At 70.4% G+C, this 23336-nt stretch carries 25 protein-coding genes; 7 read left to right on the forward strand and 18 right to left on the reverse strand.

What is annotated here, in order from left to right; all coding sequences use genetic code 11:
- The first annotated feature begins 93 nt into the window (after nt 1-93).
- A complete protein-coding gene (locus ACZ6TI_RS11610) occupies nt 94-888 on the forward strand; it encodes a SigB/SigF/SigG family RNA polymerase sigma factor (protein ID WP_465344920.1) in 795 nt (264 codons plus the stop codon).
- Here ACZ6TI_RS11610 and ACZ6TI_RS11615 read toward each other — a convergent pair.
- The gene (locus ACZ6TI_RS11615) at nt 848-1519 is read right to left on the reverse strand and encodes a 4'-phosphopantetheinyl transferase family protein (RefSeq protein ID WP_465344921.1); all 672 of its coding nucleotides are present in this window, start codon (nt 1517-1519) and stop codon (nt 848-850) included. The two genes, ACZ6TI_RS11610 and ACZ6TI_RS11615, sit on opposite strands and share 41 nt — an antisense overlap.
- A gap of 101 nt (nt 1520-1620) precedes the next feature.
- Between ACZ6TI_RS11615 and ACZ6TI_RS11620 the strand changes: the two genes are divergently transcribed.
- Complete coding sequence (locus ACZ6TI_RS11620; protein WP_465344922.1) at nt 1621-2523, forward strand: ABC transporter ATP-binding protein; 903 nt, start codon at nt 1621-1623, stop codon at nt 2521-2523.
- An 11-nt stretch (nt 2524-2534) separates the two neighbouring features.
- Complete coding sequence (locus tag ACZ6TI_RS11625; RefSeq protein WP_465344923.1) at nt 2535-3275, forward strand: ABC transporter permease; 741 nt, start codon at nt 2535-2537, stop codon at nt 3273-3275.
- Here ACZ6TI_RS11625 and ACZ6TI_RS11630 read toward each other — a convergent pair.
- Nucleotides 3224-3499, reverse strand: coding sequence for an alpha/beta hydrolase (locus tag ACZ6TI_RS11630; RefSeq protein WP_465344924.1), 276 nt, complete (start codon nt 3497-3499; stop codon nt 3224-3226). The genes ACZ6TI_RS11625 and ACZ6TI_RS11630 overlap by 52 nt on opposite strands.
- A gap of 159 nt (nt 3500-3658) precedes the next feature.
- Here ACZ6TI_RS11630 and ACZ6TI_RS11635 point away from each other — a divergent pair, with 159 nt between their 5' ends.
- Complete coding sequence (locus ACZ6TI_RS11635; protein ID WP_465344925.1) at nt 3659-4552, forward strand: LLM class flavin-dependent oxidoreductase; 894 nt, start codon at nt 3659-3661, stop codon at nt 4550-4552.
- On the opposite strand, the gene ACZ6TI_RS11640 is transcribed toward ACZ6TI_RS11635, so the two are convergent.
- Nucleotides 4553-5200 (reverse strand): GntR family transcriptional regulator, encoded by a 648-nt coding sequence (locus ACZ6TI_RS11640; RefSeq protein WP_465344926.1) that lies wholly within the window; start codon nt 5198-5200, stop codon nt 4553-4555. It abuts the gene before it with no gap.
- A gap of 73 nt (nt 5201-5273) precedes the next feature.
- Here ACZ6TI_RS11640 and ACZ6TI_RS11645 point away from each other — a divergent pair, with 73 nt between their 5' ends.
- Nucleotides 5274-6596, forward strand: coding sequence for an outer membrane protein assembly factor BamB family protein (locus ACZ6TI_RS11645; RefSeq protein ID WP_465344927.1), 1323 nt, complete (start codon nt 5274-5276; stop codon nt 6594-6596).
- Here the strand turns inward: ACZ6TI_RS11645 and ACZ6TI_RS11650 are convergent.
- The 12 genes from ACZ6TI_RS11650 to ACZ6TI_RS11705 all read right to left on the reverse strand — a co-directional run bounded on the left by ACZ6TI_RS11650 (nt 6593) and on the right by ACZ6TI_RS11705 (nt 16938).
- A complete protein-coding gene (locus tag ACZ6TI_RS11650) occupies nt 6593-6793 on the reverse strand; it encodes a hypothetical protein (RefSeq protein ID WP_465344928.1) in 201 nt (66 codons plus the stop codon). The two genes, ACZ6TI_RS11645 and ACZ6TI_RS11650, sit on opposite strands and share 4 nt — an antisense overlap.
- The gene (locus tag ACZ6TI_RS11655; protein ID WP_465344929.1) at nt 6790-7431 is read right to left on the reverse strand and encodes a prepilin-type N-terminal cleavage/methylation domain-containing protein; all 642 of its coding nucleotides are present in this window, start codon (nt 7429-7431) and stop codon (nt 6790-6792) included. The genes ACZ6TI_RS11650 and ACZ6TI_RS11655 overlap by 4 nt, the downstream gene beginning before the upstream one ends.
- Nucleotides 7428-7901: a prepilin-type N-terminal cleavage/methylation domain-containing protein gene (locus ACZ6TI_RS11660; protein ID WP_465344930.1), complete on the reverse strand. Its 474-nt coding sequence runs from the start codon at nt 7899-7901 to the stop codon at nt 7428-7430. The genes ACZ6TI_RS11655 and ACZ6TI_RS11660 overlap by 4 nt, the downstream gene beginning before the upstream one ends.
- Before the next feature lie 11 nt (nt 7902-7912).
- Nucleotides 7913-8521, reverse strand: a complete 609-nt coding sequence (locus tag ACZ6TI_RS11665; protein ID WP_465344931.1) for a type IV pilus inner membrane component PilO — start codon at nt 8519-8521, stop codon at nt 7913-7915.
- On the reverse strand, nt 8521-9231 hold the full coding sequence (locus tag ACZ6TI_RS11670) for a hypothetical protein (protein WP_465344932.1): 711 nt from the start codon (nt 9229-9231) through the stop codon (nt 8521-8523). Before ACZ6TI_RS11670 ends, ACZ6TI_RS11665 begins: the two co-directional genes overlap by 1 nt.
- Nucleotides 9231-10259, reverse strand: a complete 1029-nt coding sequence (gene pilM / locus ACZ6TI_RS11675) for a type IV pilus assembly protein PilM (protein WP_465344933.1) — start codon at nt 10257-10259, stop codon at nt 9231-9233. Before pilM ends, ACZ6TI_RS11670 begins: the two co-directional genes overlap by 1 nt.
- Before the next feature lie 15 nt (nt 10260-10274).
- Entirely contained in the window at nt 10275-11063 is a 789-nt protein-coding gene (locus ACZ6TI_RS11680; RefSeq protein ID WP_465344934.1) for a prepilin peptidase, read from the reverse strand.
- An 86-nt stretch (nt 11064-11149) separates the two neighbouring features.
- Nucleotides 11150-11620, reverse strand: a complete 471-nt coding sequence (locus ACZ6TI_RS11685) for a type II secretion system protein (RefSeq protein ID WP_465344935.1) — start codon at nt 11618-11620, stop codon at nt 11150-11152.
- A gap of 106 nt (nt 11621-11726) precedes the next feature.
- The gene (locus tag ACZ6TI_RS11690; RefSeq protein WP_465344936.1) at nt 11727-12953 is read right to left on the reverse strand and encodes a type II secretion system F family protein; all 1227 of its coding nucleotides are present in this window, start codon (nt 12951-12953) and stop codon (nt 11727-11729) included.
- Nucleotides 12954-12969: 16 nt separating this feature from the next.
- Complete coding sequence (locus ACZ6TI_RS11695) at nt 12970-14097, reverse strand: type IV pilus twitching motility protein PilT (RefSeq protein ID WP_465344937.1); 1128 nt, start codon at nt 14095-14097, stop codon at nt 12970-12972.
- 154 nt (nt 14098-14251) lie between these two features.
- Nucleotides 14252-15916: a GspE/PulE family protein gene (locus ACZ6TI_RS11700; RefSeq protein WP_465344938.1), complete on the reverse strand. Its 1665-nt coding sequence runs from the start codon at nt 15914-15916 to the stop codon at nt 14252-14254.
- 47 nt (nt 15917-15963) lie between these two features.
- On the reverse strand, nt 15964-16938 hold the full coding sequence (locus ACZ6TI_RS11705; protein ID WP_465344939.1) for a GlxA family transcriptional regulator: 975 nt from the start codon (nt 16936-16938) through the stop codon (nt 15964-15966).
- 19 nt (nt 16939-16957) lie between these two features.
- On the opposite strand from ACZ6TI_RS11705, the gene ACZ6TI_RS11710 reads away from it, so the two are divergent.
- Nucleotides 16958-18307: an MFS transporter gene (locus ACZ6TI_RS11710; RefSeq protein ID WP_465345003.1), complete on the forward strand. Its 1350-nt coding sequence runs from the start codon at nt 16958-16960 to the stop codon at nt 18305-18307.
- Here the strand turns inward: ACZ6TI_RS11710 and ACZ6TI_RS11715 are convergent.
- Both ACZ6TI_RS11715 and ACZ6TI_RS11720 read right to left on the reverse strand, forming a co-directional pair.
- Nucleotides 18304-18876: a GNAT family N-acetyltransferase gene (locus ACZ6TI_RS11715; RefSeq protein WP_465344940.1), complete on the reverse strand. Its 573-nt coding sequence runs from the start codon at nt 18874-18876 to the stop codon at nt 18304-18306. The genes ACZ6TI_RS11710 and ACZ6TI_RS11715 overlap by 4 nt on opposite strands.
- 9 nt (nt 18877-18885) lie before the next feature.
- Nucleotides 18886-19188 carry an STAS domain-containing protein gene (locus tag ACZ6TI_RS11720; RefSeq protein ID WP_465344941.1) on the reverse strand — a complete coding sequence of 101 codons (303 nt, stop codon included), beginning with the start codon at nt 19186-19188 and terminating at the stop codon, nt 18886-18888.
- 67 nt (nt 19189-19255) lie between these two features.
- On the opposite strand from ACZ6TI_RS11720, the gene fxsT reads away from it, so the two are divergent.
- Nucleotides 19256-21697: an FxSxx-COOH system tetratricopeptide repeat protein gene (gene fxsT, locus ACZ6TI_RS11725; RefSeq protein ID WP_465344942.1), complete on the forward strand. Its 2442-nt coding sequence runs from the start codon at nt 19256-19258 to the stop codon at nt 21695-21697.
- Here the strand turns inward: fxsT and ACZ6TI_RS11730 are convergent.
- Nucleotides 21653-23335, reverse strand: coding sequence for a putative bifunctional diguanylate cyclase/phosphodiesterase (locus ACZ6TI_RS11730; protein ID WP_465344943.1), 1683 nt, complete (start codon nt 23333-23335; stop codon nt 21653-21655). The genes fxsT and ACZ6TI_RS11730 overlap by 45 nt on opposite strands.
- Nucleotide 23336 lies beyond the last annotated feature (1 nt).

Here is a 23336-nt window from a genome sequence, read left to right on the forward strand (position 1 = left end):
GCGGCGAGTCGGAGGTTTAGGAGTGGATCGGGATTAGGTTTCGTTGCGGTGGGGCAAATAATGTCCAGCCGCAACGACGCCGGAGGCTTTTGGATGACCGTCAAGACGCTACGCGCGCCGCAGAACAGCCCGCTGACCAGCAATCGGACCGCGGACAACGCGGGCGAGCTGTTGAAGGCGATGGCCGCGATGCCGCCCGGCCACCCGTCTCGTGCCGCGCTGCGCGACCGGGCGATCGAAGCCTGGGTGCCGCTCGCCCGTCATCTGGCCGCGCGCTACGCCGGTCGCGGCGAGCCCAACGACGACCTGCTGCAGACCGCGGTGGTCGGGCTGATCAAGGCGGTCGACAAGTTCGACCCGGCGTACGGCATCGACTTCGCGGGTTACGCGATCCCGACCATCATCGGCGAGATCAAGCGCCACTTCCGGGACCGCACCTGGGCCATCCGCGTGCCCCGCCGCCTGCAGGAGCTCCGCCTCGCGATCACCTCGGCGAACAGCGCGCTGACCCACACGCTGGGCCGCTCGCCGACGGTCGCGGACATCGCCACCCACCTCGACCTCACCGAGGAGGAGGTGCTCGAGGGGCTGGAGGGCGCCCGCGCCTACCACGCCACCTCGCTCTCCACCCCGGTCGGCAGCGACGGCAGCAGCGAGCTGGGCGAGACCCTCGGCGGCGAGGACGAGGGGTACGCGCTGGCCGAGGCCCGCGTCGCCCTCGGCCCGGCCCTGGCCCTGCTGGACGAGCGCGAGCAGAAGATCCTGACCCTGCGCTTCTATGGCAACCTGACCCAGACCGAGATCGCCGAGCAGGTGGGCATCTCCCAGATGCACGTCTCCCGCCTGATCACCCGGGCCTTGACGAAGTTGCGCGGAAGTCTGAGCTAGGGATCGCGACCGCGGTCAGCACCAGGTTGCGGGTGACCCGCCAGCGGCCCGCCATCCGCGGCAGCGGCGGATGCGGCGCCAGCAGCTCGGCGGTGAACCAGCCGTCCGGCTTGAAGGTCAGCGTGGCCTCCTCGAAGCCCAGCTCGCGCGCGGTCAGCGGATACCAGGCCTTGAACACCGACTCTTTCGCGGTGAACAGCAGCCGGTCCCAGTGGGTGTGCGGGAACATGCGGGCCATCTCGGCCAGCCGGGCGCGCTCCGGCGCGAGCGTGATCTGGGTGAAGACGCCGGCCGGCAGCGGCTCGTGCGGCTCGGCGTCGATGCCGACCGCGGCGAGCACCTTGACCGGCGCCACCGCGGCCCCGCGGTAGCCCGTGCAGTGGGTGATACTGCCGACCACGCCGGCCGGCCACTGCGGCGCGCGGCGTACGCCGGGCAGGATCGGCGCCGGCGGGAAGCCCAACTTCGACAGCGCCTCGCGGGCCAGCCGGCGGGCGGTGACGAACTCGCGCCGGCGCTGCTCGACCGCCCGCGCGATCACCTGCTCCTCCCCCGGGAACGGCGCCTCACCGGGCACGTCGTGGAACGCCTCGGCAGCGACGACGCCGGCCGGGAGTAGGTCGTTGAGCACCGCTCGACAGTAGACGGCTCATCCCCATCCACCGATCGGTGGATCGCGAGTGTCTGCCGCTGGTTGATGGATCGGTCCCGCGCCGCCGCGATTCTCGATGCATGGCAATCATCGAGGTGGAAAACTTCCGCAAGGAGTACGGGACCACAGTCGCCGCCGCCGACGTGTCGTTCTCCGTCGACCGCGGCGAGATCTTCGGCATCCTCGGCCCGAACGGCGCCGGCAAGAGCACCACCGTGGAGGCGATCGCCGGGCTGCGCGAGGCCGACGGCGGACGCATCGAGGTGCTCGGCCGCAAGCCCGCGGACCCGGAGCTGCGCAAGCTGGTCGGCGTGCAGTTGCAGGAGAGCGAGCTGCCCGAGCGGATGCGAGCCGGGGAGGCGCTCGAACTGTTCAGCGCGTTCTACCCCGACCCTGCCGACTGGCGCGAGCTGGCCCGGGATCTCGGCCTCGAGGAGAAGCTGCGCACCCCGTTCGCCAAGCTCTCCGGCGGTCAGAAGCAGCGGCTGTCGATCGCGCTGGCCCTGGTCGGCCGCCCGGAGGTGGCGATCCTCGACGAGCTGACCACCGGCCTCGACCCGCAGGCGCGCCGCGACACCTGGGACCTGATCGAGTCGATCCGGGACCGGGGGGTCACGGTCGTGCTGGTCACCCACTTCATGGAGGAGGCCGAGCGGCTCTGCGACCGCATCGCGGTGATCGACCACGGCCGGGTGGTCGCGCTCGACACGCCCGCCGGGCTGGTCTCGAAGGTGTCCACCGATCAGCGGATCCGCTTCCGGCCGTCCAAGGAGCTGGCCGACCACCTGCTCACCGATCTGCCGGAGGTCAGCGAGGTGCGCCGGCACGGGCCCGCGGTCGAGGTGATCGGCACCGGCAACGTGCTGCACGCGGTGACCAGCGTCCTCGCCTCCCACCAGATCATCGCCGCCGACCTGCGCGTCGAGCAGGCCAGCCTGGACGACGCATTCGTCCGCCTGACCGGCAACCAGCCCGAGAACTGAGGAGACCCGTCGTGCGAATCTTCCTGAAGCTGGCGCTGTCCGAGTGGCGGCTGTCCCTGCGCGAGCCGGTGACCGCGTTCTTCGGTCTCGCCTTCCCGACCCTGCTGATCGTCATTCTGGGCAGCGTCCCGGCGTTCCGGGAGCCCGACCCGGCCCTGGGCGGACTGCGGGTGGTCGACCTCTACGTGCCGATCGTGCTGTTGATGGTGCTGGCCATGCTGGCGTTCCAGAGCATGCCGCAGACCCTCGCCACCCATCGCGAGAAGGGCGTGCTGCGGCGGCTGGCGACCACACCCGCACGGCCGGTCGCGCTGCTCGGTGCGCAGGTCGCGGTGATGCTGACGACCGCGATCCTGTCGGCGGGACTGGTGCTGAGTGTGGCCCGGTACGCGTTCGGCGTCGCGTACCCCAGGCATTTCTTTCTGTTCGTGATCTCGTTCCTGCTCAGTGCGGCCGCGGTGCTCGCGATCGGCATCTTCGTGGCCGCCGTGGCGCCGAGTTCGAAGGCGGCGTCGGGCATCGGTGCGGCGCTGTTCTTCCCGCTGATGTTTCTCGCCGGGCTGTGGGCGCCGCGCGAGGTGATGCCGGAGATCCTGCGGCGCATCGGTGACCTCACCCCGCTCGGCGCCGGGCAGTCGGCGCTGCAGGCCGCCACGACGGGACACTGGCCCAGCCTGCTCTCGGTGCTGGTGGCGGTCGGCTACTTGGCGGTCTTCGGCTGGGGAGCGGCGCGCTTCTTCAAGTGGCAGTAGACCGGCCCGGGGTGCGGGGTCTCGGGCGCCAGCCGGTATTCCACCGAGACCACCACCAGCCCGAACTCCTCGGCCCAGTCGAGCATGTCCAGGATGCCGGTGCGGTTGTCACCGATGATCATGCCGCCGCCGTGCGTGTGACAGACCGCCCCGAGCGTCCCGGTGATCCGGGTGGGCGTGCGGACGAGCAGCGAGATGTCCGGATCGCCGTCCCGGACGGGCACGCTGCGCTCCTCGATCTGGAACGCGGCGCCGCAGCTCGTCGTCGGCGGCCGGGGCGACGCGAGCGCCAGGTGGCGGAAAGTCCCCGCCGGATGGCGGGTGCTACGCCCGCCGCGAAACCGACTTCCGGCCCCGGCGATCAGGGGGCAGGGTGGGCCGACATGACCTCCTTCGCGCTGCAAGTCGTCCCGCAGGACGCCACCGAATGGCTCGCCACCGCCCGTCGCGCCGAGGAGATCGGCTTCGACACGATGACCACCCCGGATCATCCCGGCGCCTGCGCGACGCCGTTCGTGGCGCTCGCCGCCGCGGCCGCGGTGACCAGCACGATCAAGCTGGGGTCATATGTGTCGAACGCCGGCGTGCGCGAGCCGATGCTGCTCGCCGCCGACATCGCCACCCTGGACGTGGTCTCCGGCGGCCGCGCGGTGTTCGGCATCGGCGCCGGGCACACGCCGGCCGAGTGGGCGGCGGTCGGCCTGACCCGGCCGGACGTCCGCGGCCGGGTCGACCGGTGCATCGCGGTGGCCGAGGCGACCCGCCGGCTGCTGGACGGCGAGGAGGTCACTGTGGACACTCCCGAGCTGCGGATGACCGGGGCCAAGCTGGAGAAACCCCGTCCGGTGCAGGAACGGGTGCCGATGCTCTTCGGCGGCGGCAACTCGCGGCTGCTGAGCTGGGCCGCCGAGAGCGCGGACATCATCGGGCTCTCCGGGCTCGGCAGGACGCTGCCGGACGGGCACCGGCACGACGTGCGGTGGCGCCTGGACGACATCGACGAGCAGGTCGGGCGGCTGCACGGGCGCACGCTGGAGGCGCTGGCGCAGGTCTTCGAGGTGACCGACGATCCGGCCACCGCCCTCAAGGAGATGGCCGATGACACCGGGCTCACCGTGGACGAGCTGCGGCAGACGCCCTATGTGCTGGTCGGCACCATCGCGGAGATCGCCGATGCGATCCGCGAGCACGAGCGCCGGTGGGGCATCACGCGTTACGCCCTGCGCCGGTCCGCGATGGACACCGCGCCGGCGCTGATCGCCGAGCTGGCGACGTAGCTACTCGAAGAGCTCCTGCTCGACCCGGGCGCGGTATTCCACATAGATCTGTTTGTAGCGGGCCAGGGCGCCGTCGCGGTCGCCCTTCTCCAGCAGATCGATGATGTCCTGATGCCCGGTGATCCACGTGCTCCACAGGTTGCTATCGGCCGACATCGCGAGGATCCGCATCGTGCGGGCGACCACCAGGTCGACCATCGACTGCAGTTCGCGGTTGCCGCTGGCCAGGATCACCGTGGTGCTGAAGTCGGCGCCGGCCGCCCCGGCGGCCAGCACGTTGCCCGCCCCGAGTGCCTCGACGAACTCCTTCTGCCGCTGGCGCAACAGATCCAGGTGCGTCTCGGTCAGGTTGTCCACGCCCCACTCGAAGCCGGCGCAGGCCAGCACGCCCATCACGTCGATGAGCTCGAGGGCGTTCTTCTGCGTCACCTTGGTGACGTGCCGGGTCCGGTTGGGCGCGATGTCGATCAGGCCCTCGACGGAGAGCTGGGCGATCGCCTCGCGCACCGGCGTGATGCTGACGCCGAGGCGGGCGGCCAGCTCGGCATCCTTGATCAGGGTGCCGGGCGGCAGCTCGCCGGTGACGATCTCGTTACGCAGCTGCCGGACGACGGCCGCCGTTCGGGTCGGCGGAACCGCATATGACATACCGGCAGCCTACTCACCGTGATGGACGAACGGTCACCTACCCGTACGAGTTGTACCGGCGCATGATGATGTCGTGGTGGGCGTACCTGTGATCGATCTGGACGCGCGGCCGATCCGCGCCGAGGCCGAGGGCGGCGCGCGCGGGCCGGGTCCCGTGGTGCCCCGATCCGTGCTGCTCATCGCCCTGGTGGCGGTGATCCTGGCCGGGCTGGCCGGCGCCGCGCCACCGCCTCCGGGGCTGCGCGAGGTGCTGATCGCGGGCGGCACCGCGGCGGCCGCGTTCGAGCTGGGCGCCGACGCGATCTACACCGCTCACTACGGGCAGAACAACCCGAACTCCGAGTCCGCCGTGCGCCGCTGGGATCTGAGCACCGGCCGCGAGAAGTGGGCCGTCGCGCTGCCGCAGGGCGTGCAGAATCTGGTCGTCAACGACGAGGCCGGCGTGCTGATGGCACGCAACGACTGGGGCATCAGCTTCCTCGACACCGCGACCGGCAAGGTGCTGTGGACGAGCACCGCGGTGAACACGTCGGCGGTCACCCTGGGTCCGCGGGGTGTACTGTTCACCGCCGACTTCCCCGGCCGCACCCTGGTGCGGGTGGTCGAGCCGCGCACCGGCGACACCCGGTGGCTCGAGCCGGTCGACGCCCGGGTTTATTTCGGCACCGACGCGCCGCACGGCGGGGTCCCGGCGCGGGTGGTCGCGGTGGGCAGCGACGGCACGGTGGTGGTCTTCGACTTCGCCTCCGGCCGCGAGCTGACCCGCGGCTCGCTCGGCGGGCCGTTGCGCCCGGCCTTCGATCCGATCGCCGACGGCGTGCTGATGAGCACGGTCAAGGACAACCGTCTGGTGCTGCGCCGCCGCGCGGCCGGCAAGACGACGATGGAGGCGTATTCGCTGACCCCGTTCGCGAAGCTCTGGGAGCGCGCCGAGACGCCGATGGGCCTGGCCTCCGACTGCGGCGTGACGTGGTGCGTGACCAGCGCGTCCGGTCCCGGCGGTCCGGCCGAGCTCGGCGTCGCCGCGGTCGACCCGGCCACCGGCGAGCAGCGCTGGCACGCGACGGATCAGGCCTTCGCCGAGCCCTACCGCGACGGCCTGCTGCTCGCCGGCGACATGCGGGAGACGCCCGGGCTGAGCCTGCTGGACCAGGCGACCGGCAAGGTGCTGCGCAAGTTCGGCCAGTCGGTGCCGATCGGCGACCACCTGCTGCTGCATCAGGACGCCGGCGTGCCGGGGCAGACCTGGGTGCAGACGGTGGACGCGCAGGGCCGGATCACGGTGCAGGGCCGGGTGGACGTCGGCGCGCCGTTCGGGTGCGTGGCCGAGGGGTCCTATCTGGCCTGCCCGACGCCACCCGGGCCGACCAAGGTCTGGCAGATCCCGGAGCGTTAGCCGGAGACGTCGACCAGCGACTCGCGATCGACGCCGGCCTCGTCCAGGATCCGTTCCACCGAGCTGATCGACAGCCAGTCGTGCACCTCGTCGCCGTGCACGATGCGATACCAGCGGGTGCGCCCGCGGCGGACGATCTCGACCCGCCACCTGCCGTCGGGCGTCTGCATGGCGCCCTCGACCTCCCCGCCGGTCACGGCTTGGCGCAGCTCAGATCGATCCCGGCGCCCTGGGTGTTGAGCGCGGTGAAGGTCAGGTTGTAGTTGCGGATCGAGCCCTTCTCGGCCAGGCCCACGGTGCTGTCGACCTGCAGCTTGAGGCGGTCGAAGTTGCTCGTCGAGTCGCCCGAGACCAGCCGGGTGAAGGGGTTGAGCAGCACCGTCGGGTCGTCCTGCGCGGTCACCCCGGAGATCAGGCTGGTGGCCACGGCCGAGGTGGACAGGTCGTAGCCCTGGCCCTGGCCCGGCGAGCGGTTCCACTGCGTGCGGAACAGCGTGCCGCCGGCCCTGGGCAGGCTGAGCTCGACGCAGATCATCTGGTTGGTGGCGTCCGGGATGACATAGGTGATCAGGAAGTCGGCCGCCGTCACCGTGGGGTCGTTGACCCGGTACGCGTACCGGGTCTCCCGGTCCAGCTTGCCGAACGCGGCGCTGAGCTGGGTCTGTGCCAGCGCGGCCGACTCCGCCTTGCCGGTGGTCTGGTACATCACCAGGAAGCCGCTGGTCGCGATGGCCATCACCACCGACATCACGCCGGCGCCGACCATCACCTCCATCAGCGAGAAGCCGGCGTCGCCCCGACCGCGGCGCACCAGCCGCGCGAGCCGGGCGATCACAGCGTGCCCGAGAAGATCGGGTCCACGCTGAACGTGCTGACCCGGGTCTTCGTGCTGTAGGTGCAGCCGCCGCCCGGGCAGCCGTTGCCCTGGAAGGTGACCGTGACGCTGGGCTGCAGCACCAGAGTGGTGGCGGTGCAGGACACCAGGGCGGCGACCTTGGCCGGAGTGTCCGCGTCGACGCAGGTCCAGGTGAGCGTGTACTCCAGGCCGTTGCGCTTCTGCGTCGCGGCGCTGCCGTTGGCGGCGATCCACGCGAGCGCGTTCGAGCCGGGCACGGCGCGCAGCTGCTCCATCGCATCGGTGGCGACCTGGATCGCCGCCTGCCGCGCACCCTGCAGGTTCACGGTGATCATCGAGCGGACGAAGTATGTGGTCGTCGCGGTGGCCACCACGACGACGACGGCGAGCGCGGAGAGCACCTCGATCAGCGTGAACCCGGCGTCCGCCGGTCCCGTCCGTCTGCGCATGGCCAGCTCCGCTACTTGGTCGTGGTGGTGATCGACGGCGCGCCCGCGCCGGCCGGCGTCGAGACGTAGACCTGCATCGCGAGGCTGATCGTCACGGCGCCGGAATCATCGGCAGCGTCGTCCGTGGTCTGAGTGGTAACGGTCGCCGAATTGATCAGCACCGCGCGTGGCTGGATCTGCTGCAGCGAGACCAGGAACTTGCCGAGATTCTCGGCCGAGCCCTCGGCGGTCATGGTGATCGGCAGCTGCCACACCGTGGTGAAGCCGGTCGCCAGGGACGCGCCACTGACGCTGATCCCGCCGACCGTCACGTCCAGGTCGTCGCCGACCGTCTGCAGCTGACGGAGGAAGTCCGGCAGGCCGGTGTCCGACGGGAGCGCGTCCTGCCGCACCTTCAACGCCGCCTTGAACTGCGGCAGCTTCGACTTCTGCTTCTGCAGGTCGGCGATCCGGGCGCGCAGAGTGGAGATCTGCACCTCGGTGTTCGCCGTCTCGTTGCGCAGGTCGTCGGCCTCGGCGTACTTCGGATTGATCACGAAGAACCAGCTGATCACGACCAGCACGATGACCAGGGCGGCGCCGCCGATCATCCAGAGCCGGTCAGCGTGACGGGCGCCCATCAATTGCCTCCGGTGGTCTTGCACTTCGTGGTGAACCGTCCGCACAGCGCCTTGTCGGTGATGTCGACGCTGAGGCTGAACTTGACGGTGTCGTCCTCGTTCTGCGAAACACTGGTCACATAGGGGTTGGCGACCGTGGACAGCGCGGAGAGCGAATCCACGTACTTCGCGACCGCGGGCTTGTCCGGCGCCGACCCGGTCACGGTGACCGTGCCGATGGTCTTGGCGCCGGTGGTGCTGGGCAGCGCGGAAACCACGGCGCTCCCCTGGTCCAAGGTCAGCGTGGCCGAGATGCCCTCGACGTCGGCGTCGGCCGCGGTGCCGGTGTTCCGCAGCGTGTCGATCAGTTCGGCCCACTGCAGGTCCGTCGCCAGCAGGGTGGTCAGTTGGCTCGAGATCGTCTTGGTCTCGGCCTGCACGTCCACCACCTCGGCGAAGCCGGCTTGCTGCCGCTGCAGCTGAGCCTGCTGCGTGGTGACCCTGTCGAGTTCCGCGTTGGCGTCGCTGGTCCCGTCCGCGGCGACCAGATACCAGCCGCCGAGGCCGAGGACGACGAGGCCGACAACGGCGAGGACCCAACCACGGGTACGCCGGGCGCGGCGCGCCGCCACGATCTCGTTGGGCAGCAGGTCGGCGGTGATCGTGAGCACCCGGGTTACCTGCTGTGGGGACACCGCCGGGTCCAGGGGCATCAGGGTGGTGGTGGCCATCAGGCTGCCGCTCCCAGGGTCAGGCCGATCGACACGGCGGCCGATGGCACGAAACTGTCGAACCCGCGCTGGCGGGCCTTGCGGGTGTCGCGCAGGCGGCCGGCGCCGTCCGCGTACATCACCGCGACCTTCAGTTGTTGCTGCAGGTGCTCGGCCAGGCCCGGCATGAGGGCGCTGCCGCCACACAGCGAGATGCGGGTGACCTGCTTCTGCCGCTCGCCGGAGGCCAGATAGGTGAAGGAGCTGCGGAGCTCGTTGACGAGCGGGCGGATCGCGTCGCTCGCCGCGGTCGCGATGTCCGGGTTCTGGGCGTCGCCGTGCAGCCCGAAGCGGCACTTGATGGACTCGGCCTCCGGCAGCGGCACGCCCAGCCGGGTGGCCATGCTCTCGGTGACCTCGGCGCCGCCGCGCGGCACGGTGCGCACGATCAGCGGCTCGCCGTCCGCGTGCACGACCACACTGGTCACTTCCGCACCGATGTCCACAATGGCCTCGACCTGGGCGTCCAGCCGGGAAGCGGCGCGCAGCAGGGCGAACGAGGCCAGGTCGACGCCGACCACGTGCAGGCCGGCCCGTTCCACCGCCTGCACCGCGGTCAGCACCGCGTCCTTGGGCATGGCGATGAGCAACCCGCGGACCGTCGGGCTGTCACCCGGATCCTCGAGCGGGTGGAAGTCCAGGATCGAACGCTCGACCGCGAGCGGGAGCATGTCGCGCACCTGGAACGGCAGCGACTTCTGCATCTCCTTGGCGGGCAGGTTGGACACCGACATCTCGCGGACCACGAGCTGCGGGTTGGTCACGCCGAGCATGACCTTCTTGGTGTCGAACTTGCAGGCCGCCCAGAGCTGCTTGAGCGCCGAGGTGACGATCACCGGGTCCTGGATGATGCCGCCCTGCACGGTGCCCGGAGGCAGCGGGACCTGGCCGAAGTTGGTCAGGGTGTGCTCGTCCTTCGCGCGGCGCACCTCGACCGCGCGGATGGACGACGAGCCGATGTCCAGCCCGATCGGAGTGACGCCAGCCATCGGTTCCCTTTCAGGTCATGCGAGTGGGGTGGAGAGCAGGTTCAGGTACCAGTCGGCGATGGGCGCCGCGGTGAAGACCGCGAGGAACGCGCCGGCCAGCATGTAGGGGCCGAACGGGATGCGGGACTTGAGCTTGGCCACCCGGGTGGCCATCAGCACGACGCCGACCAACCCGCCGAGCAGGAACGCCGCGAACGCGCCGACCGCGACCGCGCTCCAGCCGAGCCAGCCGAGATAGAAGCCGAGCAGCGGCGCGAGCTTGACGTCGCCGCCGCCCATCGCGCCGAAGAACGCGACGATCTCGAAGAAGATCCACATCGCCGCCGCGGCGATCAGTCCGCGGACGATCGCGCGCCAGTCACCGCCGAGGGCGGCGGCCGGGACGAGCAGGGCGACCGCTACGGCGTACGAAGGCTTCACGATCTTGTCGGGCAGCCGCATCTTGTCGAAGTCGATGGCCGCCAGGGCGATCGAGACGGCGGCGAGGTAGAGGTAGGCCGGCAGTTCCCAGGAGAAGCCGAACCGGGCCGCCACCGCGACGAACAGCGCCGCGGTGGCCGCTTCCACCAGTGGGTACCGGACGCTGATCGGGGCCTTGCAGTCGGCGCACTTGCCGCGCAGCAGCAGCCAGCCGAGCACCGGGACGTTGTGCCGGTTGCGGATCGCCGCGCCGCACCGCGGGCAGTGCGAGCCGGGGGTGACCAGCGACAGGTTGTCGGGGACCCGGTGGATGACCACGTTGAGGAATGAGCCGATGGCGAGACCGAGAAGGCCGGCGATGCTGAGCAGTATTGGCTGCGGCATGGCCGGCTCCTCTCGTCAGCGCTGGATGTCGGGACGGTCCCCGGGTGCCGGCGCGGCTGGCGCCGCCACCCGAGGAACGTTGTGGATCAGACGCAGGTGGCCGCAGAGGTCGGCGCGGCAGCCATCGCCTTGACCGAGCCACCGAGCGCGCTGTCGTAGATGTACCACTTGCCGCTGCCGCCGCCGTTCGTGGCGCAGATCTTGTACGAGGTGGCCAGTGCGGTGTACGCGTAGTACAGCTTGGTCTTGTCCGACAGCGTGATCTTCTGCGTCGAGGATCCGAGCGTGATGGTCGGCACGGTGCCGGTCGCGTTGTCTCCGCTTGTCGCCGCCGGGTAGGTGTTGTTGGTGTCGGTGTAGTACTGCTCGACCGCGCTGATCGCGCCGCGCACGTCCGACTGAGCGGACTTGTCGGCGGCGCCGGCCCGGTAGTTCAGGTAGACCGGGACCGCGATCGCGACGAGCACGCCGATGATGACCACGACGACCAGGAGCTCGATGAGGGTGAAGCCCTCTTCGTCCTTCTTGGCGCGGAGTCGCTTGATGGTGTCCTGCATTGGGGGTGCCTCCAGTGTGGCGTCAGGTGGGGCGGGGAACTTCGTGCAACTTCCTTCCGGGCTCGGGTGCCCGACGTCGACCGAAGGTCCGGTCGCTTCCAGAGCGCTAATTGCTCTGGATGTTCTGGTAGATGGTGAACATCGGTAGGTAGAGACAGATCACCATTCCGCCGACCACGGCTCCCATGACGAGGACCATGATCGGTTCGATCGATGCGGCCAGGGACTCGGCGGCGCTGTCGACTTCCCTGTCATAGAAATCGGCAACCTTGTCGAGCATCTGACTGATTTGACCGCTTTCTTCGCCCACTTCGATCATCTGCGTGACCATCTCGGGAAAGATCTTGTGGCGGCGCAGGGCCGACGACATCGGCTGGCCCTCGCGCACGGCCGCCTGGACGTCCTTCATCGCCGCGTAGATCACCGCGTTGCCGGTGGTCTCACCGACCACGGAGAGCGCCTGCATGACCGGCACGCCCACGTTCAACAGCAGACCCAGGTTGCGCGAGAAGCGGCTCATCGCGAGCTTGCGGAACAGCGTGCCGAAGACCGGCAGCTTGAGCTTGACCTTGTCGACGGTCAGCCGGAAGTCTTCGCTCTGCCGCAGCCGGCGCCGGAAGATCGTGGTGCCGCCGATGGTGATGGTCAGGAACAGCGGCGCGATCCACCACATGTTGTGGCTGGCGTCGACCAGGAACTGGGTGATCGCCGGGAGCTCGCCGCCGAGGTTCTTGAACATCCCCTCGAAGATCGGGACGATGAAGATCAACATGGCTGCGATCAGCACGAAGGTGAAGCTCAGCACGATCGCCGGATAGGTCAGCGCGCCCTTGATCTTGCCGCGCAGGGCGGTGTCCTTCTCCAGGCTGTCCGCGATCTGCTCGAGCGCCCGGTCGATCATGCCGCCCGCCTCGCCGGCCCGGATCATGGCGACCATCAGGCGAGGGAACTGCCGATCGTGCTTGGCCATGGACGACGACAGGGAGACGCCGCCGGCCACGTCCGTGCGTACCTCTCCGACCGCCTTTTTCAAGGCCGGCGCCGAGGTCTGCTCCTCGAGGATGGCGAGCGAACGCAGCAGCGACATGCCCGAGGAAGTCATCGTCGCGAACTGGCGCGCGAACACCGCCAGGTCCCTGAGCTTGGTGCGACCGCCCAGGCCCGGGATCTTGAGATCGCGGTTCAGGCCCTGGCCGACCGCGGTCAGCTCGAGCGGGACCTCGCCGCGCTGCTTGAGCATGTGCATCGCGGCGGACTCGTTGGCCGCCTCGACGGTGCCCTTCGACTTGCGCCCGGTCGCGTCGATGCTGTTGTAGTGGAATGTTTTCGTCATGGCTGCCACGGCGTGATCACACCCGTCCGATGAGACGTTTGAGCTCCTCGGCCGAGTGGCAGATCTCGAGGGCGGTCTGCATGGTGACCTGTCCCTCCCGGACCTTCTCGGCGAGGTGCTGGTCGAAGGCCAACATGCCGTCGCTGCCGCCGGCCTGCATGAACGAGGGGATCTGGTGCGACTTGCCCTCGCGGATCAGGCTGCGGATGGCCGGCGTGGCGGTGAGGATCTCGCTGATCACCACGCGGCCCTTGCCGTCCGCCTTGGGCGCCAGCGCCTGGGTGACCACGCCCTGGAGGCTCGCCGCCAGCTGGGCGCGGATCTGCAGCTGCTGGTGCGGCGGGAAGATGTCGATGACCCGGTCGATGGTCTGGGTGGCGCTCTGCGTGTGCAGGGTGGCCAGCACCAGGTGACCGGTCTCGGCCGCGGTCAGCGCCGTCGCGGTGGTCTCCAGGTCGCGGAGCTCGCCGACCAGGATGATGTCCGGGTCCTGCCGCAGCGCGTGCTTGAGCGCGGTGGCGAAGGTCCCGGTGTCGGTGCCCACCTCGCGCTGGTTGACCACGCTGCGCTTGTGCGGGTGGAGGAACTCGATCGGGTCCTCGATGGTGATGATGTGCGCGGCCCGGCTGCGGTTGGCCAGGTCGAGCACCGAGGCCAGCGTGGTGGTCTTGCCGGAACCGGTCGGGCCGGTCACCAGCACCAGGCCACGCGGCAGGTGCGCGAAGCGGGCCACCGAGTCGGGCATGCCCAGCTCGTCCAGCGGCTTGATCTTGTGCGGGATGGCCCGGAAGACCGCGCCGCAGGAGTTGCGCTGCACATAGAGGTTGCCGCGGTAGCGGGAGACGCCGACGATGCTGTGCGCGAAGTCCATCTCGTTGTCGCGCTCGAAGACCTCCCACTGGTCGGCGTTGACCGCCGCGCGGGCCAGCAGGGCGGTGTCCGCGGAGTTGAGCTTGCCGTAGCCGGGCAGCGCGCGCAGGCCGCCGTCCACCCGGATCATCGGGGGCGAGCCGACCGTGAGGTGCAGGTCGGAACCACGCGACTCGACGAGCGTGACCAGCATCTGGTCGAGCACGGCGAGACCGTCCGGCGATGCGTCCACCGGCGCCGTCTGCTGCGGCACTTCGTGGTCTACCTGGTACATCTGGCACCGACTTTTCTCTCGCGGGCTCTGACGCTCCCTTCATTCGGCATCGTGAGACGCGGCTTTAGGAGCTATTCCGCCGTTTTCGAGCTGCCTTTCAAAACCACCGCTAGGATGTTCGCGCTCCGCTGATTCGCCAGTGCTCGATCAGGACCTAGATCGCGACGCGGGAGACTTCTCGCACGCTGGTCAGCCCGCCGGCCGCTTTCGCCAGGCCGTCGGCTCGCAGGTCGTACATGCCTTGGGCGACCGCGACCTCGCGGATCTCGTTGGAGGACGCGCGGCGGATGGTCAGCGACTCGATCTCGGCCGAGACCGGCATCACCTCGTGCAGCGCGATCCGGCCGCGATAGCCGGTGTTGGCGCAGTTCCGGCAGCCGATCGGCTGGTAGAGCAGCTCCGGGATCTTCAGATCCTGGTAGGGCCACTTCGCCCCGATCAACTCCTCCTCGGTGGGCGGGTACGCCTCCTTGCACCAGTCGCACAGCCGGCGCGCGAGCCGCTGGGCCAGCACGCAGTCCAGCGACGAGCCCACCAGGAACGGCTCGATGCCCATCTCGGTGAGCCGGGTGACCGCACCGGGCGCGTCGTTGGTGTGCAGCGTGGAGAGCACGAGGTGACCGGTGAGCGAGGCCTCGGTGGCGATCTGGGCGGTGTTGCTGTCCCGGATCTCACCGATCAGCACGACGTCCGGGTCGGATCGCAGGATCGCCGGCAGCACGGCCGCGAAGGTCAGTCCGGCCTTCGCGTTCACCTGCACCTGGTTCACACCACGCAGGCGGTACTCAACCGGGTCTTCCACCGTGATCACGTTGATTTCGGGCTTGCTGATCCGGCCCAGGGTGGCATAGAGCGTGGTGGATTTTCCGGACCCGGTCGGGCCGGTGACCAGCACCATCCCGTGCGGCTTGGTGAACGACTCGGCGAAGCGGTCCAGGTTGTACTGGGTGAAGCCGAGCTTGGCCAGGTCGAGGTCGATGCCGCCGGTGTCGAGCACCCGGAGCACGATCTTCTCGCCCCAGACCGTGGGCAGCGTGGCGGTGCGCAGGTCGACCTGGCGGTCCCGGATGAGCGCCGTGATGCGGCCGTTCTGCGGGATCCGCTTCTCGGTGATGTCGACGCCGGACATGATCTTCAGGCGGCTGGTCAGGGCGGCCATCACGCCGCGCGGGACGGTGTCCAGCTCGTGCAGCACGCCGTCGATCCGATAGCGCACCCGCATCTCGTCCTCGGTGGGCTCGAGGTGCAGGTCGGACGCGCGGTTCTGGACTGCCTGCTCGATCAGGCTGTTCACGTAGCGCACGATCGGGGCGTCGTCGGCACCGGACGCCTGGGCGGTCATCGCCGAGTCGTCGAGGCTGGTGTCGGCCATGTCGCCGAGGTCGCTGTCCTCGCGCTGCAGCTTCTCGATGATCCGGCGGACCTCGCTGCGGGCGACCACCACCGGGCGCACCGTCATGCCGGTCGAGGCCCGCACGTCGTCCAGCGCGACCACGTCGCCCGGGTCGGTCACGCCGACCACGATCTCGCCGTCGCTCATCGACAGGCCGAGCACCCGGTGCCGCAGCACGACGGGCAGCGGGATGCGCTTGAGCGCGGCCGGATCCGGGCTGAAGCCGACCAGGTCGAGCGTGTTGATGCCGAACGCCGCCGCGGCCGCCGAGGTCAGCTGCTCCTCGGTGACGACCTGGTCGTTGATCAGCACCGCACGCACCGACCGGCCGCTGCGCTGCGCCTCTTCGGCGGCACGGTCGACCGCAGCCGCGTCCACGCCGATTTGCTTCAGCGCGTCCAACAGCGGGCGAAAGGTCTGATCCACGACATCCTGTTCGGGCCGAATGACAATAGTCTTAGCCCAGTTTGCCGCTATTGAGACGGTTGTGTGGTGGATAGCCGGAAGGTGCGGCGGTAAGCCGACGGCGCGACGCCGATCGTCGCCTGCAGATGCTGGCGCAGCGCGGTGGCGCTGCCCAGGCCCGAGCGCCGGGCCACCGCGTCGACCGCCAGGTCGGTGGATTCGAGCAGCGTGCGGGCGTGATCCACGCGCTGCCGCAGCAGCCAGCGGGCCGGGCTGAGGCCGGTCTCGTCGCGGAACCGCCGGGTGAAGGTGCGCACGCTCATCCGGGCGTGCCCGGCCATGTCCTCCAGGCTGACCGGCTCGGCCAGGCGTTCCAGCGCCCAGGCCCGGGTGTTCTCGGTGCCCGCGCCGGCCGCGATCGGCACCGGCCGCTCGATGAACTGCGCCTGGCCGCCGTCCCGCCACGGCGGCACCACGCAGCGCCGGGCGGCCCGGTTGGCGACCGCGCTGCCGTGGTCGCTGCGGATGATGTGCAGGCAGAGGTCGACGCCGGCGCCGACACCGGCCGAGGTGAGGATGTCGCCGTCGTCGCAGAACAGGGTGTCGAAGTCCCAGGTGATCTGCGGATACAGCCTGGCCAGGCGGCGCGCCCAGGCCCAGTGGCTCGCGGCCGGCCGGCCGTCGAGCAGGCCCGCGGCGGCGAGCACCGATGCGCCGGTGCAGATCGAGACGATGCGGGCGCCGCGACGGTGGGCCGCGTGCAGGGCGTCGACGACGACCGGGTCCAGGGTGCCGTCGATCACGGTGCTTCCGTCGCCGACGCCGGGGATGATGACGGTGTCCGCGGTGCTCAGCTCGGACAGATCGAACGACGGCGTCACGTCGAAGCCGGCCATGCTGCGGATCGGGCCGGTGCCGCACACCCGCACCCGATAGAGCCGTTGCTCCTGATCGTCCCGGGCGGCGCCGAAGACCTGGGACGGGACGCCGAGATCGAAGGCGACGACGTGATCGAGCGCGAGCACCGCGATGGTGTGGGCCATGGCTCGATTCTTGCGCATGTTGGCTTTCCGGCCACTCGTCGGGAGCATCTTTCTTCAGGAGACTTCATCCGTGACCAAGACCCGTCGTGTGCATCCCGCCTGGTTCGTCGCCGTGGTGGCGTTCGTCGCGCTGGTCGGCGCGGCCGGCTTCCGGGCCACGCCGTCCGTGATGCTGCGCCCGTTGCACGAGGAGTTCGGCTGGTCGCTGGGCACGATTTCCGCGGCGGTGTCGGTGAACCTGCTGCTCTTCGGGCTGACCGCGCCGTTCGCCGCGGCGCTGATGGACAAGTTCGGCATCCGGCGCGTGGTGATGGCCGCACTGCTGCTGGTCGCCGCCGGATCCGGGCTGACCGTCTTCATGACCGCGAGCTGGCAGCTGATCCTCTGCTGGGGTGTGCTGGTCGGGCTGGGCACCGGCTCGATGGCGCTGGCCTTCGTCGCGACCGTGACCAACCGGTGGTTCGTGCACCGGCGCGGGCTGGTCACCGGCGTGCTGACCGCGGGCGGCGCGGCCGGGCAACTGGTCTTCCTGCCGCTGCTGGCCAACCTGACCGAATCGTCAGGGTGGCGGGCGGCGTCCCTCACGGTGGCGTTCGCGGCGCTGGCGGTCGTACCCCTCGTCTTCTGGCGCCTGCGCGACAAGCCCTCCGACCTGGGGGTCGGCGCCTATGGCGCGACCGGAGACGAGCCGGTTCCGGAGAAGCCGAAGGGCAGCGCCGCGCGGAACGCGCTGAGGGCGCTGAAGGAGGCCTCGAAGACCAGACCGTTCTGGCTGCTGGCCGGCGGCTTCGCGATCTGCGGCGCCACCACCAACGGCCTGGTCGGCACGCACTTCATCCCGGCCGCGCACGACCACGGCATGACCGAGACCACCGCGGCGGGCCTGCTGGCGCTGGTCGGCCTCTTCGACATCGTCGGCACCATCGCCTCCGGCTGGCTCACCGACCGGGTGGACAGCCGGCTGCTGCTCGGCGGCTACTACGCGCTGCGCGGGCTCTCGCTGCTGGTGCTGCCGTCGCTGTTCGCGGCCACCGCGCACCCGAGCATGGTGGTGTTCATCCTGTTCTACGGCCTGGACTGGGTGGCCACCGTGCCGCCGACGGTGACCCTCTGCCGCGAGTATTTCGGCGCGTCCGGCGCGGTCGTCTTCGGCTGGGTCTTCGCCTCGCACCAGATCGGCGCGGCCATCGCGGCGACCGCGGCCGGCCTGGTCCGCGACCAGTTCGGCAACTATGACCTCGCGTGGTATGTGGCCGGCGGGCTGGCGATCCTGGCCGCGGTGCTGAGCCTCGCCCTGCTGGCCGGCAAGCGCCTCAAGCAGGTCGCGCCCGGCATCGGCCTGGCGTTCCCGGCGAAGGCGACGACCTAGGGATCGGTGGCCAGGCGGGCGTGCAGGTGCATGTCGTGCCAGCCGTCGGCGTGCCGCAACTCCGCCCGCTTGGTGCCCTCCGGCAGGTAACCCGCATGCCACGCCACCCGGCAGGACGCCTGGTTGGCGGTCGAGTGGTTCACCTCGATGCGGTGCAGCCCGAGCGTCCGGAACGACCAGTCGGTCAGGGCGGCCAGGGCGCGCGGAGCGATCCGGCGCCCGCGCGCGGCCGGCAACACCCAGTACGACACCTCGGCCGACCCGATGAAGAGGTCCAGCTGCCGCAGGCTGATCTGCCCGGCCACCCGGCCCTCGTCCAGCACCGCCCAGCCCGCCCCCGACTCGGCGCGCCACCGGCCCGGCCAGTGCGCGATCCAGTCGGTGGCCTCCTCATTGGTCATCGTGCGGCAGTGCCATTGCCGGATGCCGGGATCCGCATAGGCCGCCACCACCACCGAGCGGTCCGACGGCAACCACGGGCGCAGCGTGAGGCCATGATCGTGAACGTCCGGCTGGACGTGAGACTTCATCGTGCCCGCGGGCACGACGGGCTCGGCAAGCGACGGCACCGGGAAAGATTAGTCCTCGAGGTCGACCACTTCGAGCAGGCCGCTGAGCACCAGGATCTGGCGGACGCCCCGGGACGGCCGGGCCAGCTTGAACGCCACCCCGGCGTCGCGGGACCGCTGGAACCCGAAGACCAGCGCGCCCAGGCCGGTCGAGTCGATGAAGGACAGGTCGGACAGGTCCACGACCAGGGATCGGGGGCTTGCGGCCAGTGCGTCGGTCAGCGCCACCCGCACCTGGTCGACCGTCATCACGTCGACCTCACCGTGCAGCTTCACGGTCAGGACGTCGTCGTCGCGGTCCAGACTGGTCACTACTTCATCGGACAACTGAAAGCCTTACTTTCGTGGGGGCTGCCGTTCCACGTACCGTAATCGGCAGATGCACTCTCGAGAGGGGTCCGGTGTGCCGATCCGGGGCGGGCTGCCGCCGCGCAATCCGCGTTTCGTCGGGCGGGAGGACCTGCTCTCCGACGTGCGCGGCCTGCTCGGAAACGGCCCGGTGGTGCTGTTGCCACCGGACGACCATCAATTGGGTGGAACGGGACGTACCCAACTCGCGGTGGAGTATGCCCACCGTTACGCCGACACCTACGATCTGGTCTGGTGGATCCCCGCGGAACAGACCGCCGGGATGCGGGCCGCGCTGGTCGGTCTCGCCCAGCGTCTCGGCCTGCCCGAGGCCCGCGACGTCAACCGTACGCTGGGTGCGGTCCGCGACGCGCTGAGCCGCGGCGAGCCATATCGCAACTGGCTGGTCGTCTTCGAGAACGCGAACCGGCCGGAGGACATCAAGCCCTACCTGCCCAGCGGCGCCGGGCACGTGCTGGTCACCTCCCGCAACCCACGCTGGACCTCGGAGATCGCGCAGGCCGTGCCGGTGCCGGTGTTCGACCGGCCGGACAGCGTCGACCTGCTGCGCCGCCGCCTGCCCGAGCTGTCCACCACCGACGCCGAGCGCCTCGCCGAGCGGCTCGAGGACGTGCCGATGGCGCTCGCCCAGGCGGTCGCGGTGCGCAGCGCGGCCGGCTGGTCCACCGAGGACTACCTGCGCAAATACGACGAGCGGGCGGCCGAGCTGGCCTTCCCCACCCCGATCCGGGTGGCCTGGGGCCTGGCCGCCGACGCCCTGCGGGCCGCCTCGCCGGCCGCCGCTCAACTGCTCGAATTGTGCTCGTTCCTGGCCAGCGCCCCGGTCTCCTGGCAGCTGCTGTGGGCCGGCCGCGGCCTCGACCTGCCCGCCGAACTGGCCGGCACACTGCGGCTGGAGCGCCGGCTGCGCGCCGCGATGCGCCTGATCGGCAGCTACGGCCTGGCCGACCTCGACCCGCCCGGCGAGCGCCTGCTCGTGCACCCTCTGATCCGCGGCATGCTCGGCCAGGAGCTCAGCTCCGAGACGCACGCCGCCCAGCTGCGCGCCGTCCGCGGCATGCTGGCCGCCGCCGACCCCGGCGACCCGGACGCGCCGACCACCTGGACGCGATACGCCGAGATCGTCCCGCACCTGGTCCACTCCGACGTGCTCGGCGGCGCGTCCGAGGAGACCCGCCAGCTCGTCGTGCACTGTGTCCGCTTTCTCTATGCGAGCGGCGACTACGACTCCAGCCGCGACCTGGCCGCCCAGGCGGTGGCCCGCTGGAGCGAATCGGTCGGGACGGCCGACGAGCAGACGTTGCTGATCTCGTTCCACCTGGCCAACGCCCTGCGCGCGGTGGGCCGGATCGGCGACGCCCGCACCCTCAATGCGAAAACACTGCGGCTGCAGCGCGAGGTGCTCGGTGGCGACGACGAGACCACCCTGGCCACCGCCAACAGCGTCGGCGCCGACCTGCGCATGCAGGGCCACTTCGAGCAGGCCCGGCAGCTCGACGCGGACAACCTGGTGCGCTACCGCCGGCGATATGGCGAGAGCTATCCGACGGCGCTGCGCTGCGCCAACAACCTGGCCGCCGACCTGCGGCTGCTCGGCGACTTCCGGGGCGCCCGGGCACTCGACGAGCAGATCCTGCGGCACCGGCAGACGGTGCTGGTGGAGGGCCACCCCGAGACGGTCTCGTCGCGCGGGGCGCTCGGCTTCGACCTGATCGGGCTGGGCGACTACACCGCGGCGTCCGAGGTGCTGGCCGGGCCGTACACGCTGGACGCGGACCACCCGATGGTGCTGCTGCTGCGCCGGTTCGTCGCGGTGGCCGCGCGGCGCCGGGGGCAGGCGCACGCGCGCAAGCTGGCCGAGGCGAACGTGGCCCGGTTCCGGCAGAAGTTCGGCGACCTCAACCCGGAGACGCTCGGCGCCACGGTGTCGCTGGCCAACGCGGCCCGCAGCGACGGCGATCACGACGCGGCACACCGGCTGCTGGAACGCGCGGTGGCCCGGTTCCACGCGGTGCTCGGCGACGAGCACCCGTTCACCCTGGCCGCGGCGGCAAACTTGGCCGGGGTGGTGCGGGCGAGCGGGCGGTTCGCGGAGGCGCGGACCATCGACAGCGAGGCGCTCAGCGGGTTGCGGCGCAGCGTCGGCCCGGATCACCCGTTCACACTGGCCTGCGCGAACGGACTGGCCGCGGACATGCTGCACACCGGCGAGGGGCAGCCGGCCCGGGAGATCGCGGCGGACACCCTGCAGCGGTCACGCCTGGTGCGCGGCGCCGATCACCCGGACACCGCCGCGTGCGCCTGGAACGTGGCCCTCGACGCGTCCGACGTGACCGCTCAGGAGCAGGCGACGGCGTTGCTGGTCAAGGCGTTCGGCGAGGGTCACCCGACGGTGGCGCGAGCGGCCTCAGGCGAGCGACTGGAAACCGACATCGACCTGCCGCTGCTGTAGCTCCAGCAGCTCGGTCAGCTCGACCGCGGGCATCGGCTTCGCGAAGTGGTAGCCCTGCGCCTGGGCGCAGTCCAGCTCACGCAGCCGGGCCGCTTGCAACGCGTTCTCCACACCCTCGGCCACCGGGGACAGGTCGAAGGTGCGCGCGATCTGCAACACCGCCTCGGCCACCGAAGCCCCCGAGCTCTCCTGCATGGCCTGCACGAACGAGCGGTCGATCTTGACCACGTCGACCGGCAGCGTGCCCAGGTGGCTCAGCGACGAGAAGCCGGTGCCGAAGTCGTCCAGCGCGATCCGTACGCCCAGCGTCTTGAGTGCGCTCAGCACCCGCGCCGACTCCACCAGGTCGGTCAGCGCGACCGATTCGGTCAGCTCCAGCACCAGCAGGTTCGGCGGCAGCCCGGTGCGCTGGAGCACGCCGCGCACCTCGTCGATCAGATCCGGCTGGCCGAGCTGCGAGGCGGACAGGTTCACGTTCAGCTCGAAGCCGGGCGTCTCGTCCTGCCAGACGGCGGCCTGCCCGCAGGCCTGCTCGAGCACCCAGCCACCGAGCCGCGGCAGCAGCCCGATCGCCTCGGCCAGGTCCAGGAACGCGGCCGGCGGCAGCAGACCACGCTCCGGGTGACGCCAGCGGACCAGCGCCTCGACGCCGACGGTCCGCTCGCCGTCCAGGTCGACGATCGGCTGGTAGTGCACCTCGAACTCGTGCTCGTCGACGGCCCGGCGCAGCTCGGCCTCGTCCCGCCGGCGCTGCTCGGCCATCGCGAACTGGGCCGGGTCGAACCGCCGGGCGACGCCCTTGCCGTCCGCCTTGGCCTGGTAGAGAGCCACGTCGGCCTCGCGCATCACCTCGTCGACCACGGTGCCGCTGCCCCGGGTGATCGCGATGCCGGCGCTGGCCCGGATGCCCAGCACGACGTCGCCGACCATGATCGGCGCGGCCAGGTCGAGCAGGATCCGGTTCGCCACGGTGTCCGCGATCTGATCGTCGGCCAGCCGGGGGAGAAGCACCACGAACTCGTCGCCGCCGAGCCGGGAGACGGTGTCGTTGGTGCGGACGTTCGCGTTCAGCCGCTCGGCCGTCGTGCGCAGCAACTCGTCGCCGGTGGCGTGCCCGTAGGTGTCGTTGACCTCCTTGAACCCGTCCAGGTCGACGAGGATCACGGCGGTCATGGTGTCGTCGGCATCGGCCAGCGCGTCGGTGGCGTGATCGATGAAGAGCTTGCGGTTGCCCAGCGCGGTCAGCGGGTCGCGGAAGGCCTGGCCGGCCAGGATCGCGCGCTGCCGGCTGAGGTCGCGCATCAGGTGGTCGTTGGTGCGGGCGCCGAGGAACTGACGGACCAGAATGATCGCCGAGACCACGATGAGCAGCCCGGTGAGCTCGGGCGAAACGACGCCGTGTTGATGCCGGTAGCCGGCCATCAGCACGGCGGAGGCGACCGGCGCATATTGCAGCAGCGGCCAGCGCTCGGCGAGGAAGAACACACCGATGCCGAGAAACAACACGACGCCGGCCGCGAGGAACAGATTGATCCGCTCCTCGAACACCACGGGCCAGGTCAGCATCAGCAGGGACCCGAAGATCATCGCGCCGTCGATCACCCGGCGCACCCGATCCATGGCCTTACTCGGCGCCATG

Source organism: Actinoplanes sp. NPDC051388, assembly GCF_055586225.1.

Excerpts from the sequence above, each read along its gene's own strand:
- fxsT (WP_465344942.1), top strand. The coding sequence starts at position 19,256 with ATGCACTCTCGAGAGGGGTCCGGTGTGCCGATCCGGGGCGGGCTGCCG.
- ACZ6TI_RS11685 (WP_465344935.1), bottom strand. The coding sequence starts at position 11,620 with ATGCAGGACACCATCAAGCGACTCCGCGCCAAGAAGGACGAAGAGGGC.
- ACZ6TI_RS11730 (WP_465344943.1), bottom strand. The coding sequence starts at position 23,335 with ATGGCGCCGAGTAAGGCCATGGATCGGGTGCGCCGGGTGATCGACGGC.
- ACZ6TI_RS11660 (WP_465344930.1), bottom strand. The coding sequence starts at position 7,901 with ATGCGCAGACGGACGGGACCGGCGGACGCCGGGTTCACGCTGATCGAG.
- ACZ6TI_RS11610 (WP_465344920.1), top strand. The coding sequence starts at position 94 with ATGACCGTCAAGACGCTACGCGCGCCGCAGAACAGCCCGCTGACCAGC.
- ACZ6TI_RS11690 (WP_465344936.1), bottom strand. The coding sequence starts at position 12,953 with ATGACGAAAACATTCCACTACAACAGCATCGACGCGACCGGGCGCAAG.
- ACZ6TI_RS11635 (WP_465344925.1), top strand. The coding sequence starts at position 3,659 with ATGACCTCCTTCGCGCTGCAAGTCGTCCCGCAGGACGCCACCGAATGG.
- ACZ6TI_RS11695 (WP_465344937.1), bottom strand. The coding sequence starts at position 14,097 with ATGTACCAGGTAGACCACGAAGTGCCGCAGCAGACGGCGCCGGTGGAC.
- ACZ6TI_RS11665 (WP_465344931.1), bottom strand. The coding sequence starts at position 8,521 with ATGGGCGCCCGTCACGCTGACCGGCTCTGGATGATCGGCGGCGCCGCC.
- ACZ6TI_RS11680 (WP_465344934.1), bottom strand. The coding sequence starts at position 11,063 with ATGCCGCAGCCAATACTGCTCAGCATCGCCGGCCTTCTCGGTCTCGCC.
- ACZ6TI_RS11640 (WP_465344926.1), bottom strand. The coding sequence starts at position 5,200 with ATGTCATATGCGGTTCCGCCGACCCGAACGGCGGCCGTCGTCCGGCAG.
- ACZ6TI_RS11705 (WP_465344939.1), bottom strand. The coding sequence starts at position 16,938 with ATGGCCCACACCATCGCGGTGCTCGCGCTCGATCACGTCGTCGCCTTC.
- ACZ6TI_RS11670 (WP_465344932.1), bottom strand. The coding sequence starts at position 9,231 with ATGGCCACCACCACCCTGATGCCCCTGGACCCGGCGGTGTCCCCACAG.
- ACZ6TI_RS11620 (WP_465344922.1), top strand. The coding sequence starts at position 1,621 with ATGGCAATCATCGAGGTGGAAAACTTCCGCAAGGAGTACGGGACCACA.
- pilM (WP_465344933.1), bottom strand. The coding sequence starts at position 10,259 with ATGGCTGGCGTCACTCCGATCGGGCTGGACATCGGCTCGTCGTCCATC.